Below are 14,566 nucleotides of genomic sequence, written 5' to 3'. Positions count from 1 at the left end.
CATGAACATCATGCGGCACGCTTTAGCCCCACCGGAAGGCGCAGTGTCCTAAAGCCTTCCGGCAGATGCTGCTCGCTGTCCCAAGTGTAGATGCCGGTCAGGTTGATGTGCTCCCAGCTGAGTGGGGAGATGTGCTTCAGCAGCATCTCGGGGATGTTTTTGCCCGCCATTTTCAAGTGTGTGACAGCCCGATCAAGATAGACCGTATTCCAATGCACGATCGCGCTGACAACGAGATTGAGGCCAGACGCCCGGAAGGCCTGACTTTCGAACGACCGATCGCGGATTTCGCCTCGCTCATGGAAAAACACCGCGCGTTTGAGCTTGTGCGCGGCCTCACCTTTGTTGAGCCCGGCTTGGCAGCGCCGGCGCAATGTCGGGCTCGAGTACCATTCGATCATGAAGAGAGACCGCTCAATACGACCCAGTTCCCGCAGCGCCCTGGCGAGCTGACCTTCTTTTGGCGATGACGAAAGCTTCTTCAGGATGGTCGACGGCACGACGGATCGCGTCGTGATCGACGCCGCGAGATGAAGAAGATCGTCCCAGTGGTCGAGAATGAGCGTGGTGTTGATCGGTGCTCCGATGTGGTTCGACAGCGCCGGGTATGCATCGCCTTTCTCGAACGTGTGGAACTTCCGATCCTTGAGGTTGCGTAACCGAGGTGCGAAGCGTTTGCCGATCAAGGCGAACAATCCGAAGACGTGATCGCTGGCGCCGCCGGTGTCCGTGAAGTGCTCCTGAATGTCGAGGGTCGTGTCCTGATCGAACAGCCCGTCGAGCACATAGGCAGCTTCGCTCTCAGTCGGACTGATGGGCAGGATGCTGAAGTAGCCGTACTGGTCGGACAGATGACTGTAGAATTTCGAACCGGGCTCGCTGCCGTAATGTAGATTGATATCTCCGCGCTTTGCGGCTCGGTCGCTTGCTCGGAAGAATTGGCCATCAGATGATGACGTCGTGCCGTTGCCCCAAAGGCGAGAATGCGGATGGCGGATGTGTGCGTCCGTCACGCAGGCCTGGGCTGCGCGGTAGGTCTCTGACCGGGCGTGGAAGGTACGCATCCAGCTGATCTGGTGAGCGCTGATGCCTTTGGACGCGCTGGCCATCCGTTTCGGACCGAGGTTGGTCGCGTCGGCCAGTACGCCAGCCAGCATGGCCGAGACATTCCTCGGAGTGTCACCCGTTCGAACATGCGTGAAGCAATCCGCAAAGCCGGTCCATTCGTGCACTTCCCTGAGGAGGTCTGGCACCTCGATCAACGGATAGAGTTCACTGATCTCGGCGTTAAGATCCTCAGCTTCCACGGGCACCTCACCAGCGGTTGGCGTAACGATCAACGTGCCGGCTTCCAGACGAACACCTTCGAGCTTTCCGGATCGTGCTCTATGCGCCAGCCGCTTCAGGTTGAAGTCGAGCATCTGTCGCGCTTCCGCGAGCCAGGCCGCACCGTCACCCTGAACGCCAAGTCCGAGCCTATCCTGCTCCTTCATTGTGGTGAACGTTGACCTCGGCATCAGATGCTCGTCGATTGGTCGGAAGGATCGACTACCGTCGACCCATATGTCCGCCGACCGAAGGCGATCTCGCAAAGCCCCGAGCGTTGCGATTTCATAGAGACGACGATCCGGCTTCTCCTGTCCAAGAATGAGCTTGCGATCGGCTTGGCTGAGGTGAGTTGTGGGGACACGCTCCGGCAGCGCTCGGCGCTTCTCGGCATAGAGCCGTCTCAGCAACGCAGTCGCCGCAAGAAGCGGATCGTGGCGGCGCGCTGAGCGGAACGTGAATGCCTGCAGGAACGCACCGGCATATTTGTTGACAGTCGCATATTGCTCGGCCGCTAAGGTCAATGGCGACGCCTCGTTGTCCTCGACCATCGATTCGAGCTCAGGCTTCATCCGGAGCAGCCCACTCCGACGCTCTTCGCGCCATGTTCATTAAGAAGCCTACCCGAAAGAGAATAACCAATGAGGATGCCTGAGTTCCGTTCCTTTTTGTTCCGACCAGTCCCAGCAACGATGAGTCTGCCGGCTTGCTCGGCGGTTGAAAGCGCGCTGAGCCCATCGTTTCGCCATGCGTCATAAGCCCGCCAGCGGGGCATGGTCATCATGCTTCGGAGCCTGAGCATGCACGGCATGGAGCAGTCCGTCGACCAACGCGCCGAACGGTAACCGCCTGATTGTTACTGCGTGCCTGACATCGTCGTGATGGCTGCGTTGCCGCTACGCCAGTGACCGGTCACAGTATCTGTCGCCGCCAACGCAATCTTTGAGAGTGGCCGCACCAGCAGGCAAACGCTCTGGAAATTTCAGGGGTGGATGGCGATGCCTCGACCTGCGAAGTACCGCCCGAACACGGCGAGATCCATCTTGACGTTTATCTGAGTTTCCGGATCGAGGCCGGACGGATTGTGGAAGACGACATTGGTATCTGACACCGCTGTCACCAGTACGAGATGACCACCTTTTGCTGGCGGGTGGCCATTGGGAGAACGGATCGAACTGTGAACTGACGCAACAAAGAAGTCCGAGGTTTTGACCTGCTCAGGCAGCGTCTCTGCGACGAGGCCTGTTACGATCTTTGCCTCCAGACCGAATTCCTTACCCACGAATTCTACAAAGGGTGCGTAGATCAGCCCCTTGATAACTGTGGTCTCGGGTTCGACGACATAGCCGCCATAAGCAGCACATCTTTTTGCAAGTTCAATCGTTGGCCAAATGATACCTGTGCGAGCTGCAAGGATCATCTTGAGGCAGGCCATACCGCAAATATTCCACGCCCAAGCGGTGTATTCGTCTATGGACGATGCCCCAGACGAACGCCAAAGAGGATCTTGCCGCAAGGCAACCTCGACACCCTGGTCCAAGATTTTGGCGGTGAGATCAGGTGTCTCCCACTGGCTGAAATACGGAATCTGCCTCATCGCATCGCGGATATGTCCTAGCAGTTGGAAAGCCTCGCAGCCTACGAAATGTCAACAACCCCAGATTTCCTCGAAAACCCGCAGGAAGTTTTCCCCCAAGACGCCGCGAATCTCAGCTTCACCAAAGCCCCGCGTCCTCAATGAAGATTCCAGGTTGCCGGCTTCGGCGTGACTCGCAATGCGCGACGGAAAGGTCCACGGCGGCATTGGTATGTAGCGCTCGTCGTAGCCGAAGTAGACGTAGTCTTCCTCATTCTCCTCAGCAAAGTCGAAGCCTAATCCGACATGTTGAGGCCCTACGAGATCGGCGATGTACACAGCATGGTCGATCAGCATGTCAAGTGTTGCGGGTCCATCCTTGGTCAGGAAAAATGGCGCTGCGCAGACGCCAACCACCCCACCCGAAGCTGCGACCGCGCGGATCAAATCGTCGCTGACATTGCGCGGCGTCTCCATCAGTGCCCGCGCATTTGCATGCGATATGATCATTGGACGAGAGGCGACCTCGGTTGCCTCCAAGGCGGTACGCGGTCCTGCGTGGGCGAGATCCACCGCCATCGAAAGCGCTTCCATGCGGCGAATAACTTTACGGCCGAATTTGCTCAAGCCTCCATCGGTGATCTCGAAACAGCCATCGCCGACCCGATTGCGAGCATTGTAGGTCAGCTGCATCACCCGAAGCCCGCAGGCGTGAAAAACGTTGATGAAGTCGAGTTCGTCCTCGATCGCATCGGAGCCCTGGAAGTGCAAAACTATCGCTATCTTGCCGGAGGCCTTCGCTTCCCGGATGTCGGCAACCGATCTGGCGATCTTGATTTTGCGAGCGCCGGAGCGCTCGATCTCAAGCCATTTGGCCACATCTTCCATGGTGGTGCGAAAATCCTCGATCGCTCCTGCCGTTGCGAGTACTGCGTCAAGCCCCCCAGCGATCATATCGGGCAAGCGCTTGTCGACATCTCGCGGGTTGATCATCGGCGCGGCAGCATCGAGCAGTATCGGCGAGAGGTCATTCAGCGTCATCGCGGGTTCTTCCCTTGGTAGGATTCTCAATTGCGTGAGCGGTGTCGCCGCCTTCCGTGCCTGCCGCGAGCCAGCAGCGGCTCGCATAACCGAAGGCGACGGTAAATTTGGGCGGGGCGGCAATTGCGCACCGATCGATTCGCGCCGGGCACCGGGGGTGAAATGCACAACCACTCGGCTTGCGAGCAAGGTCGGGCGGTCGGCCCTCAATCGTTTCCAACCCGTTTGCGAGATGTTTATCGACGCGGGGGACGGCCTTCAGAAGCGCTGCGGTGTAGGGATGGCTGGGATTTCCGAAAACTTCACGCGTCGGACCTTCCTCGACGATGCGCCCGGCATACATGACGAGCACTCGTGAGCAGAACTGCGAAACCAGCGCGATGTTGTGGGAGATGAAAATTATAGCCGTTCCCTCGTCGCGATTCATGTTCGCCAGAAGGCTGATGATCTGCGCCTGCACCGTGACGTCGAGCGCAGTTGTCGGCTCGTCGGCGATCACGAGCTCAGGGTGATTGGCAGTGCCGATGGCAATACCGACGCGCTGGCGCATGCCGCCGGAATATTCATGCGGATAGCTGCGGGCGCGAGCGGCCGCCTCAGGAATACGGACCGCATGCAGCATGTCGACCGCCTGCCTTCGCGCTTCGCGGCGCGTCACATTGTTGTGCGCCTGGATCGCCTCGCCGATCTGCCGGCCGACGGTCATGACCGGGTTCAGCGAGGCCGACGGGTCCTGAAAGATCATCCCGATCTGCCCACCGCGGACCTTGCGCATCTCCCGCTCGGGCAGCGTCAGCAGATCGCGACCAGCGAACAAAATCTTGCCATTTGCGATCCTGCCCGGATGTCTCACGAGGCGTATGAGCGACAGTGCGAGCATCGTTTTGCCGCAGCCGCTTTCGCCGACGATGCCGACGACCTCGCCACGATCGATACCGAACGACACGCCGTCCACGGCCTCCACGATACCGCGCGCACTTGGAATGTGGACACTTAGATCCATCACATCGAGCAGCCTGCCCGAGCTTTGGGGACGTACGAGCATCGCCATGGTTCCTAAAAGGCTTCTGCCGCGACTGGGAGCGGCGCCGCAGCATGAGCAGCGGTTTCGTCTGCGAAGTGGCACGCCGCCTGGTGGGTGTCTGTCGCGACCAGGCGCGGCTCCTGGCTCGTGCAGATCGCCGGATCGCCGAGTTTTTTCCGCAACCAGCAGCGAGGATGGAAGCGACAGCCTCGCGGCATGTTGAGCGGCGAAGGAGGATCGCCCGACGCCAACAGAGGCTCCATAGCGGAATGCACCGGCCCCCCGAGTGTCGGTACGGCGGACAAAAGCGCCACGGTGTAGGGATGACGCGGTGCCGCAAACAGCCGCTCCGCATCAGCAAGTTCCACCACAGTGCCGAGGTACATGACGGCAATTCGGCTCGCCATTTGCCGGACGACCGCCAAATCGTGCGAAATGAAGATGTAGGTGAGCCCAAAGCGGCGCTGCAATTCGATCAGCAAGTTCACGATCTGCGCCTGGATAGACACATCAAGCGCGCTTAGTGGCTCGTCGCAGATAATCAGCTTGGGCGACGCCGCGAGTGCTCGAGCGATGCCGATGCGCTGACGTTGGCCGCCGCTGAAGGCGCGCGGCAAACGCATGCCAGCTTCTGCGCCCAAACCGACCACATCGAGAAGTTCCGCCGCGCGCTGTTTCCGCAAAGCAGTGCTCGCACCGGCGATCAGCAAGGGCTCCGTTACGATCGCCTCAACACTCTGGCGAGGATCAAGGCTGGCATTTGGATCTTGGAATATCATCTGCATGCTTCGGCGGGCATTGCGCAAATCCTTGGACCGCAGCCTGTCGAGCCGTACACCCATGAATTCAACCGAGCCGGAACTCGGCCGCTGCAACATCGCGATTGTGCGGCCAAGAGTGGTTTTGCCGCAACCGCTCTCGCCGACGATGGCCAGTGTCTCGCCAGCCGTAACGTCGAGGTCGATGCCGTCCACGGCGCGAACATTTCTGCCTCGGCCAAAAAACTTGGCTCCGATAGAGAATGAGACACGCAGGTCGCGGATTTTGAGAAGGGCTGCCATCAGACACTCCCATGGCCGCGGAGAGCGGGATCGAACCTGTCGCGCAAGGCGTCGCCGCCAACATTCAGGGCGAGCAGCGAGAACCCGATGGCCAACGCCGGCATCAACAGCAGATGAGGATAAGCTTGGATCGACTTCACGCCTGTAGCAATCATAGTGCCCCAACTCGGCGTCGGTGGGTCGACGCCGACACCAAGGAAGCTCAGCCCTGCCTCCAAAAGAATAGCATTTGGCACCACAAAGCTTGCCGATACCAGGATCACGGGCAGACAGTTTGGCAGGATATGCGCCCGGATGATCCGCCAGTGGCTCGCTCCGGACAGGCGGGCCGACAGCACGTACTCGCTGTGCTTGAGACCCATAACTTGCGAGCGTACCAGGCGCGCCGTCGTGAGCCAGGAAGTGAGACTGAGCGTCAGAAGGACGCCGAGCAGTCCCCCTGAGAGCCGGTACAGGGCGGCCAGCGGTTCCAGCGCGCCAGTTACCTGGCCACTGAGTTGCCCCTTTACCAACGAGGCGATCAGGATTGCAAAGAGCGTGTCGGGGAAGGCGTACATACTGTCGACGAACCGCATGACCAGCCTGTCGGTTCGACCGCCCGCGTAGGCTGATATCGTTCCCACCATCACGCCAAGTGAGACGGCGATCAGTGTTGAGACGACCGCAACGACTAGCGAAACGCGAGCCCCAACAGCCAATCGCGAGACCATGTCGCGGCCAAGCTCGTCCGTGCCCAGCCAGTGAGCCAAGGACGGCAAAGCATTGCGATGCAGCACGTCTTGCTTGTAGGCATCGTAGGGCAGGAGTGGCGCGGCCAGGGCCAGAAGGGCAACAAGCGCCAAAAATGTGAGACTAAGCGCCAAAGCGGGGCTTTGCTGGCACTCGTGCGTCAATGATCGCCATAAACGTGTCGCCATCGACGGCTGGCCCTGTGAACTTGAAGTGTCAGCGACGATGGTCATCCGGCTTGATCCACGCGAACCCGCGGATCGAGCAAGAAATAGCTCACGTCCACGATAAGGTTGAAGACAATGACGAAGACGGCGTAGACCAAGGTGGTCCCGATGATCACTGGATAATCGCGCGCCGCCACGGCGAGGACAAAGTAGCGACCAAAACCCGGGATGCCGGCGATCGACTCCACAAAAAACGAACCAACCAGCACGTAGGACGCATAGGCGCCGACGACAGTCACTATGGGGATGAGGGCGTTGCGGCCCATGTGACGTACGATCACATGAATGGGCCGAATGCCTTTGGCGCGTGCCGTTTGCACAAAGTCCAAGTGCATAACTTCGCGCATGCTGGTGCGAAAATAGCGAATGATTGCAGCCATTGGCGCCAGCGCTAGCGACAGCACTGGGATAATAGCCGAAGCGGTAAAGATGCCTTTGAAACCGAAAGTCGGTAGCCAACCTAGCGCCACGCTGAAGGTGACGATCAGCACCGACGTGATGACGTAGGTCGGCATCGACGTCCCCAGCGTACTTAGCATCCTAATCGCCGCATCGATGTATCTGTGTGTTGTCAGCGCAGCGAGTGCGCCAAGAGGCAGCCCGATGATGATGGCAAGCAGTAGCGCGGCGGCGCCGAGCTTCAGCGAGACGGGCAGAAAAGTGGTGATGATGTCTGCCACAGACCGCGACTGGTCCCGATAGGACGGGCCAAAGTCGCCGCGGAGGGCGCCCGAGAGATAGTCGACATATTGAACGTAGAGCGGCTGATTGAGCCGGAACTTTGCATCGAGCGCTTCCTTGACCGAGGGCTCCATCGGCCTGTTGGAGCCTACGTCCCAAGGCGACCCCGGGGTCACGTGCGCGATCAGAAACACCATCGTATAGACGAGAAGCAGCGTTGGCACCGCCGCCAACACGCGCCTTGCAATATAGGCCAGCATCGATCCACCCATTCCCGACGGTTCTATTCGATATTGGCTTCACCAATATGGTATAAATCCAGAACACCCTCGTGCTGAAGGTTCTTGACGTTTGGCTTGATCAGCCACAGGTCAGTCGGATTGTAGAGGGGGATCATAGGTGCCGCGTCTTCCAGGATCTTGTTGGCGGCCTTGAAGATCTCGATCCGCTTTGCTGGATCGGTCTCTACATTTCCCTTCGCAACCAGGTCGGCGAATTCGGGCGTCGTGAAATGGTTGTTGCGATAATCGCCGATGAAGAGCTCGCCGAACCAATTCGCCGGGTCGGAATAGTCCGAATACCACTGATTAATCATGACATCGTAGGGTTCGGTTTTTCGCGATTTGACCCAAGCGCGGTATGCGTTCTCCTCAAGGACATTGATCGTGGCTGTTACCCCGAGATTGTCCTGCCACATCTGCTGAAGGAGCTGGGCAATCAGCGGCTGGCCACGATTGGCCGAAGCAGTGATGGTGAATTGAGGGAAGCCCTTGCCGTCCGGGAACCCGGCCTCGGCCAGCAGCTTCTTCGCATCGTCTACTGATCCCTTCAACGCATCTGCAGTGTTACTGCCCGCGATCGACGCAGGCAGGACTGTGGCTGTCGGATTGGCGGTATCATCGCTCACCGCAGCAACAATCGCCTTGCGGTCGACGGCCAGACTTAGCGCTTGTCGAACCCTTTTGTCATTCCAAGGGGCACGGGTGAGGTCGTACTGTGCCCAGATGGTGCCTGGAATGGCGTACGGCACGAGTTGCGAGGAAAGCTCTGCGTCGGCCTTGACCCGAGGTATGTCTTGGGGCGGAACGCAGGAGGCAAAGTCGATCTCGCTGGCTTCGAAAGCTCGCAATTGTGCCGTGCACAGATCGTCCGAAGCGACCGTTATCTCGATCTTCCCGATCTGCGGCTTCTGACCACCGTAGTATGGATTGGCCTCCATCGTGATCGACTGGTCGTTGATGCGGCTCGCCAGCTTATATGGGCCGTTGGACAGCATGTTCTCTGGCGCGATCCACTTATCGCCTGCCTTCTCCACAACAGCTTTCGGGACCGGGGTCAGGTACGGCAAGGCAAGCTTGGCACGAAAATAGGGAGCCACAACCGATGTCTTGACTTGAAATGTAAATTCGCCAGTCGCCTTGATGCCGACAGCGTCTGGATCCGTGATCTTACCTTTGTTGTAAGCTTCGGCATTTTCGACGTCGCTCAAAAAGGGGGCGACTTCGCTGGCTAGCCTAGGATCGAGAATGCGCTTCCAGGAGTAAACCCAATCTTGGGCCGTGACCGGGTCGCCATTCGACCATTTGTAGGCGGGGTCGAGTGTGATGGTCCATGTTCTGCCATCGGGCGCCAAGTCGATGCTCTTTGCTTGGCGAAGTACCAGATTGCCCTTCTCGTCTATGCGTGCCAATGGCTCGAAGAGCTGGGCATTGACGTAAATGGAGTAGTCCGTCGCCAGGTTGGGGTCCATAAAGCGCGGCTCGCCGGACATCATGCGGAAGGTGTTTGTATTTCCTGCGTGGGCGAGGCCCATTGCCAGGCCGAGCCCAAGGGCAAAGGCGCTGGCTGACGCTGTGATGGTACGTGCCAGTATCATCGAAATCTCCCATTTCATCCCGAGGTCTTTACGGTGTCTCCGTTGGGTCGACGCTATTGGTTCGATGAGGCAATTTCTAATACTGATTTCCCCATTATTGATGCGCTTGCGGCATCAATAGCTGAATACGTCCGGGTTTCGCTCGTTTGCGAGCAAGGTCTTTCGAGCGAGAGCGACAAATTTCTGAAGCGCTTTGGATTTGAGGTCTGGATGCCATGCAGCCACGGTCGCGAACGGCGGAGGATGCTGGTGAAAACGCCGAAGGACGATGTCCTGTCGGATCTTAAGCCAGGCCGCGTCCACATAAACTGATATCCCCATACCAGCGGCTACGAGATTGACGATACCGTCAGAATGGGCTGCTTCCTGCACCACGCGCGGGCGAAAGCCCGCAGACATGCAGAAAGCGTCGACCACATCGATGAATGTGTCCCAAGAGCCGGTCGCTCCCAGCACAAACGGTTCTTCGGCCAGGGCGGTAAGATCGATGGCCGCGGCATCGGCGAGCGCATGCCCCCTCGGCAAAAGGCAGATCAGCCTCTCACGGCGCAGCACTTCATATTCCAAACCCGCGACGAGATGCTCGCCGGAAAGGAAGCCGATGTCTAAGCGCCGCTTGCGCAGGGCGTCGGCCATGTCCGGTGAACTCATAGATCGAAGTTCGATCTCAATTCCTGGATTAAGCGAGCGAAAGTCGCGGATGATCTTCGGCAGTGAGTCATTTATGGCAAAGTCATTGAAGCCAACGGTGAGGGAGCCGAGATCGCCCTCTTCAACCCGGCGGGTGACGCGAATGGCAGCGGCGAGATGCTCAAGAAGATCATTCACCTCGGGAAGGAATACCTGCCCGGCTGCGGTTAGGACCACGGAACGGGTCGTGCGCTCGAAAAGCTGAACGCCGAGCAGTTGTTCCAGGTCGCGGATTGTTCGGCTGAGCGCCGGTTGCGCAATGTTCAGTCGCTCAGCTGCACGCCGAAAATTGCCCTCTTTTGCGACCGCGACGAAGACCCGAAGATGGCGCAGTTCAATGGTCACTTTGCTCTCTATGCCGCTGGACGGCGTCTGTAGTGTCCGTTCAAGCCGATGGACGGCTCAGTATGCTCAAGGATCTTTTCTTTTTTAAGGTCGAGCCGGGCAAAACGCTACCTCCCTCGACCAACCCCGCACCAGCGCTTCGAGAGTTTCGCGTCGTCGGGTCGTTTGCTCGTTTCCACCCTAGTCGAACTTGGCCTGATCCTGTCATCGATCTGGGTCCACCTGGCATAGTCTATGGAATGACCACCAACACAGGACCGAACACCTCGCGTCATGTTGGAAGTGACGTTGCCGAAGATGGTCGGGCCGACCTAGGCTCAGGACCCATTGATTTGAAGTGCTGGCTATGATTCAGGCTGGTGTGCAGGAGCCTGACTGATGAGTAATTTGTTTTGGCTGACGGACGAGCAAATGGCTCGTCTCCAGCCCTATTTTCCCAAGAGCCATGGCCGCCAGCGCGTTGATGATCGGCGCGTTCTGAGTGGCATCATCTTCGTCAACCGCAATGGGCTCAGGTGGTGCGATGCGCCGAAGGAATACGGCCCTGCAAAGACGCTTTATAATCGTTGGAAGCGCTGGGGCGACAAAGGTATCTTTATCCAGATGATGGAAGGCCTGGCTGTGCCTGAGGCTCCGGAGCGCAAGACGATCATGATCGACGCGACCTATCTCAAGGCCCACCGCACGGCTTCCAGCCTGCGGGTAAAAAAGGGGGCGCTGGCCGCCTGATTGGACGCACGAAAGGCGGCATGAACACCAAGCTTCATGCCGTAACGGATGCGAATGGTCGCCCGATCAGCTTCTTCATAACAGCAGGTCAGGTCAGCGATTACACCGGCGCTGTCGCCTTGCTTGACGAGCTTCCCAAGGCCAAATGGCTGCTGGCCGACCGGTATGATGCCGACTGGTTTCGTGACGCTTTACAGGCGAAGGGCATCACTCCCTGCATTCCGGGCAGGAAATCCCGGAATAAGACCATCAAATACGACAAGCGGCGCTACAAACGACGCAACCGGATCGAGGTCATGTTCGGGCGTCTCAACTGGCGGCGTGTCGCTACACGCTACGACAGGTGTCCAATGGCCTTCTTCTCCGCCATCTCTCTGGCTGCAACCGTAATCTTCTGGCTATGAGCAATGAGTCCTGAGCCTAGTAACCGCGATACAATCCTGCGGGCGGCTCCGCCCCCCGCTCGGCCGCTATGGCGCGGCGGTGGTCGAGGTCATCGATTGCGCCTTCGACGTCGACAGGCAGATCGCCGAATTGAACGGCCCCATCGGTAGCGCCAGGGCGGCCGATGCCCATCGCGCGATAGCGGCGGCGGGGAAGAAGCTTCTGCTGCTCGACAACGCACCGACCGGCATGCTGCCGGGCAAGGACTATGTCAGCGTTATTTCCACCGACAATTTCGGCCTCGGGCAGATTGGGGCGGAACTGCTGGCTGTTGGGTTGGTTGGCGTTTTGCCTATGGGGTGGATTTCTTTGCCACGCACGACCGCGAGATCGCTTTCCGCAAGTGGATGGCCACCCATCGGCCGGATTTGTCACTGGTGCGCGGCAAGTTCGCCGATGTGACGCAGGCCAAGGCCGCGACCGCCGGGCTGCTGCAGGGAAATCCCGACCTAGCCGGCCTGTTCGCTGTTTGGGACGTGAGGCGGCAATTCACGCTCCCCTGCTGCTACGGATCTGGCGCTTGATGTACGGCAGCGTATCCTCCACGAGAATTTCTCGTCGGCGAGCATAGGCCGCAAACACATTCCTGGTTTCCTCGGTAAGAACGCGCGTCGAAGGCATTGGTTGCAGCAGACTGAGGGCACTATTCGCCCCGCTCCTGCATATCCTAGGTCAACGCCAACCCTAGCACTGAACTGACCAAGGAACTGAACGCAATGGCCGGGCGCGAAAGAGCAACCGATTTCTGAACAGAAGGTTTTTTCGCCCTCGAACTCGCCGCTGCACGTCGAGCCTCCGCATGGCCAATCTCGATAGCGTGCAGTTTCCATTCCGGGAGTGGAGGCTCGGCACGCTTGATGACTGGCAGCATAATAGAGCCGCGAATGGATGCTTTCACTTTGCTAGTTCCTCACCTTGCTATCGGGGCTTGCCTTCGGCGGCGCTCGCCCCGCCGTCAGGAAGGTTCGGCAGCGGGTCATCCTCGACATAGGCACCCGGTTGCCTATTGGGGCCCGAAGCGTGGGCATCCTTCGAACGTTCAGAGATTGCGGGGCCAGCCCCCGCTATCTGCTCGGTAGAAGGGCTGGGCGATCCTTCAAACGGTAGACTTTGACCGTCGGAATGCCGGGGCTTTTCGTCCACGTCATCGACGGGCTCAGAATTGCCGAACGGCGTCGGCGGCAACTTGTTGGTAGCGGTGCCCTGCGAAACATCTTCGTTCGCGTCGGGCTGCTTCTTCTCCACCGGCTCGCGGGCACCTGTCTCGTAATTTGGGTCGTCGGGCATGGTTGATTCCTCCAGACCAGACGAACACCGGTGGTGGCGGAAAGGTTCCGCCGGTTTCGATCACTGTGAGTTTCAGAAGAAAGTCACCCTTCCCGCAGTCTCTTCGCCCAACGAGTTGGATCTTCATTAGCGGCAACCGAGACCGCTAGAAAAGCTGCCGCCACGCAGATGACCAGAGCAACGGAGATCGGGAGATTGTGCATGGTCACTATCTACCGTTGGCCAGTTCTTGATCGAAGGTCGTTTGGCGCGGTGCCCACTCGCAAGCCGGCACGACGCTCTAAGGTCAGAAGCAGGTTCTGACGACGTCGGATCATCGCCGTCGGATGGATGGACGATCTTTTCTTCAAAGACTTCGATGCAGGCAAGAGCTTCCGCTGGCGTTTTGGTCAATCGGAGGCTCTCGCGGAGTCCTTCGTCCCTCAGAAGGCGGCTGACGTGGGCCAAGGCGCGCAGAAAGCCCGCGCTATCGACCTTCGGCCACAAAATGGCGAGCAGCAGGTCCACCGGCCGTTCGTCCGGCGCGTCGAACCAGACCGGGCGCCGCAAAGTCGCGAGCACCGCCTGCGGCTGCGAAATTCCCTCAAGCCGCGCATGGGGAATCGCAACGCCATGTCCGATAGCGGTCGAGCCGAGGCGCTCACGGCGAAGCATTGCCGCAAGAACGGCACCGCGACTCAACCCAGCCTGGTCGCCGAGCCGGGCAGCCAATCTGACGAGCGTCGACCGCTTGTCGTTGGCCGGCAAGCCCAACACGACATTTTGCTCAGCAAGGAAAGCGACGATGTTCGTCCGATAAGGCGTGGCCTCGCCGAAGCCCTGTCCGGAGAACGCTTTCGGATCGTCAACTGCGCCGAAGTCGAGAAAGTCGCCTGTGCCCGCCCTGGATGCGAAACCGGCATACGGGTCGCGACTGCCTCGGTCATTGAAATCCCGGACTGAAACGATGTTGGCGAAGGCATCGTCTCGCTGCATTCGGCTCAACGGGATGTTCATAGCTGTGCATCCCTCGATGCCAAACGGGCAATCGGGGAATGACGCGGAGACGGATGATCCGTCAACATTGAAGGCACCACCATCATGGCAATGCACCAAGGACATCTGGCGGCGGCTCTCGGCAGCGAGCGGTTGCAGAAATGGCAGATATGCCGTGAACGGGATATTCTCATGTCACGCTCCATCGATGCAGCGCTCTCAGCGCCGCAGGAATGAACCGCAATTTAGGGAATGTCCCGGAGCAGGATTACGTGCGGAATCAAGGAGTGAAAGACCTGCTCCGGGAAGACACGCGCCCTTCCCCTGCAAGCCTCGAAATCTTGATGTATGTATCCATGTGCATACATTTCATATATATGTTTATTTTGAGATTTCAAGTTTGTGAAATATTTTCATAACCGACCAATGGGCGAATATGCATAAAAATGTTATTTCTAAATATTATTACATAGAGAACCAGGACTAATATTTTATCTGCTCTTCTTCTGCGCTAGATTTCTTCCTACTAGCCTACTTCAAATCAGCCGAGGCTTG

At 58.5% G+C, this 14,566-nt stretch carries 12 protein-coding genes and 1 pseudogene; 2 read left to right on the top strand and 11 right to left on the bottom strand.

Annotated elements, in window-relative coordinates:
• Window positions 1-8: 8 nt before the first annotated feature.
• From FZF13_RS00810 to FZF13_RS00770, 9 genes and pseudogenes are all read right to left on the bottom strand, one after another.
• Window positions 9-1,907 (bottom strand): annotated as a pseudogene (locus tag FZF13_RS00810) (Tn3 family transposase); the annotation flags it as partial.
• Window positions 1,908-2,308: 401 nt separating this feature from the next.
• On the bottom strand, window positions 2,309-2,923 hold the full coding sequence (locus FZF13_RS00805; RefSeq protein ID WP_065996679.1) for a C39 family peptidase: 615 nt from the start codon (window positions 2,921-2,923) through the stop codon (window positions 2,309-2,311).
• A gap of 51 nt (window positions 2,924-2,974) precedes the next feature.
• Window positions 2,975-3,943 carry a dipeptidase gene (locus FZF13_RS00800; protein ID WP_065996678.1) on the bottom strand — a complete coding sequence of 323 codons (969 nt, stop codon included), beginning with the start codon at window positions 3,941-3,943 and terminating at the stop codon, window positions 2,975-2,977.
• Window positions 3,930-4,994, bottom strand: coding sequence for an ABC transporter ATP-binding protein (locus FZF13_RS00795; protein ID WP_065996677.1), 1,065 nt, complete (start codon window positions 4,992-4,994; stop codon window positions 3,930-3,932). The genes FZF13_RS00800 and FZF13_RS00795 overlap by 14 nt, the downstream gene beginning before the upstream one ends.
• A 5-nt stretch (window positions 4,995-4,999) precedes the next feature.
• Entirely contained in the window at window positions 5,000-6,028 is a 1,029-nt protein-coding gene (locus FZF13_RS00790; protein WP_065996676.1) for an ABC transporter ATP-binding protein, read from the bottom strand.
• Window positions 6,028-6,990, bottom strand: coding sequence for an ABC transporter permease (locus tag FZF13_RS00785; protein WP_245317382.1), 963 nt, complete (start codon window positions 6,988-6,990; stop codon window positions 6,028-6,030). The genes FZF13_RS00790 and FZF13_RS00785 overlap by 1 nt, the downstream gene beginning before the upstream one ends.
• On the bottom strand, window positions 6,987-7,925 hold the full coding sequence (locus FZF13_RS00780) for an ABC transporter permease (RefSeq protein WP_065996712.1): 939 nt from the start codon (window positions 7,923-7,925) through the stop codon (window positions 6,987-6,989). Before FZF13_RS00780 ends, FZF13_RS00785 begins: the two co-directional genes overlap by 4 nt.
• Before the next feature lie 23 nt (window positions 7,926-7,948).
• Window positions 7,949-9,541, bottom strand: coding sequence for a peptide ABC transporter substrate-binding protein (locus tag FZF13_RS00775; RefSeq protein WP_245317378.1), 1,593 nt, complete (start codon window positions 9,539-9,541; stop codon window positions 7,949-7,951).
• 114 nt (window positions 9,542-9,655) lie between these two features.
• Window positions 9,656-10,576, bottom strand: a complete 921-nt coding sequence (locus FZF13_RS00770) for a LysR family transcriptional regulator (RefSeq protein ID WP_083237606.1) — start codon at window positions 10,574-10,576, stop codon at window positions 9,656-9,658.
• 378 nt (window positions 10,577-10,954) lie between these two features.
• Here FZF13_RS00770 and FZF13_RS00765 point away from each other — a divergent pair.
• Together FZF13_RS00765 and FZF13_RS00760 are read left to right on the top strand one after the other, a co-directional pair.
• A protein-coding gene (locus tag FZF13_RS00765; RefSeq protein WP_150978915.1) for an IS5 family transposase occupies window positions 10,955-11,709 on the top strand; the annotation gives its coding sequence in 2 pieces (ribosomal slippage) (window positions 10,955-11,279 and window positions 11,279-11,709; 756 coding nt in all).
• A 79-nt stretch (window positions 11,710-11,788) separates the two neighbouring features.
• On the top strand, window positions 11,789-12,151 hold the full coding sequence (locus FZF13_RS00760) for a type 1 periplasmic-binding domain-containing protein (RefSeq protein ID WP_150978914.1): 363 nt from the start codon (window positions 11,789-11,791) through the stop codon (window positions 12,149-12,151).
• 516 nt (window positions 12,152-12,667) lie between these two features.
• On the opposite strand, the gene FZF13_RS29215 is transcribed toward FZF13_RS00760, so the two are convergent.
• Both FZF13_RS29215 and FZF13_RS00750 read right to left on the bottom strand, forming a co-directional pair.
• Window positions 12,668-13,036 (bottom strand): hypothetical protein, encoded by a 369-nt coding sequence (locus FZF13_RS29215; RefSeq protein WP_246192414.1) that lies wholly within the window; start codon window positions 13,034-13,036, stop codon window positions 12,668-12,670.
• 126 nt (window positions 13,037-13,162) lie between these two features.
• The gene (locus FZF13_RS00750) at window positions 13,163-14,032 is read right to left on the bottom strand and encodes a PTS sugar transporter subunit IIA (protein WP_167523833.1); all 870 of its coding nucleotides are present in this window, start codon (window positions 14,030-14,032) and stop codon (window positions 13,163-13,165) included.
• Between the last annotated feature and the right edge of the window lie 534 nt (window positions 14,033-14,566).

This window comes from Mesorhizobium terrae (genome assembly GCF_008727715.1).
GTDB classification, from domain to species: domain Bacteria; phylum Pseudomonadota; class Alphaproteobacteria; order Rhizobiales; family Rhizobiaceae; genus Mesorhizobium; species Mesorhizobium terrae.
Note: the sequence above shows the minus strand (reverse complement) of the source record. Positions and strands in the feature narration are given on the sequence as shown.

Bases quoted from the DNA above. Each gene is read 5' to 3' on its own strand.
- FZF13_RS00805 (WP_065996679.1), bottom strand. From the start codon at position 2,923: ATGAGGCAGATTCCGTATTTCAGCCAGTGGGAGACACCTGATCTCACC.
- FZF13_RS00750 (WP_167523833.1), bottom strand. From the start codon at position 14,032: ATGAACATCCCGTTGAGCCGAATGCAGCGAGACGATGCCTTCGCCAAC.
- FZF13_RS00775 (WP_245317378.1), bottom strand. From the start codon at position 9,541: ATGATACTGGCACGTACCATCACAGCGTCAGCCAGCGCCTTTGCCCTT.
- FZF13_RS00795 (WP_065996677.1), bottom strand. From the start codon at position 4,994: ATGGCGATGCTCGTACGTCCCCAAAGCTCGGGCAGGCTGCTCGATGTG.
- FZF13_RS00785 (WP_245317382.1), bottom strand. From the start codon at position 6,990: ATGACCATCGTCGCTGACACTTCAAGTTCACAGGGCCAGCCGTCGATG.
- FZF13_RS00790 (WP_065996676.1), bottom strand. From the start codon at position 6,028: ATGGCAGCCCTTCTCAAAATCCGCGACCTGCGTGTCTCATTCTCTATC.
- FZF13_RS00780 (WP_065996712.1), bottom strand. From the start codon at position 7,925: ATGCTGGCCTATATTGCAAGGCGCGTGTTGGCGGCGGTGCCAACGCTG.
- FZF13_RS29215 (WP_246192414.1), bottom strand. From the start codon at position 13,036: ATGCCCGACGACCCAAATTACGAGACAGGTGCCCGCGAGCCGGTGGAG.
- FZF13_RS00800 (WP_065996678.1), bottom strand. From the start codon at position 3,943: ATGACGCTGAATGACCTCTCGCCGATACTGCTCGATGCTGCCGCGCCG.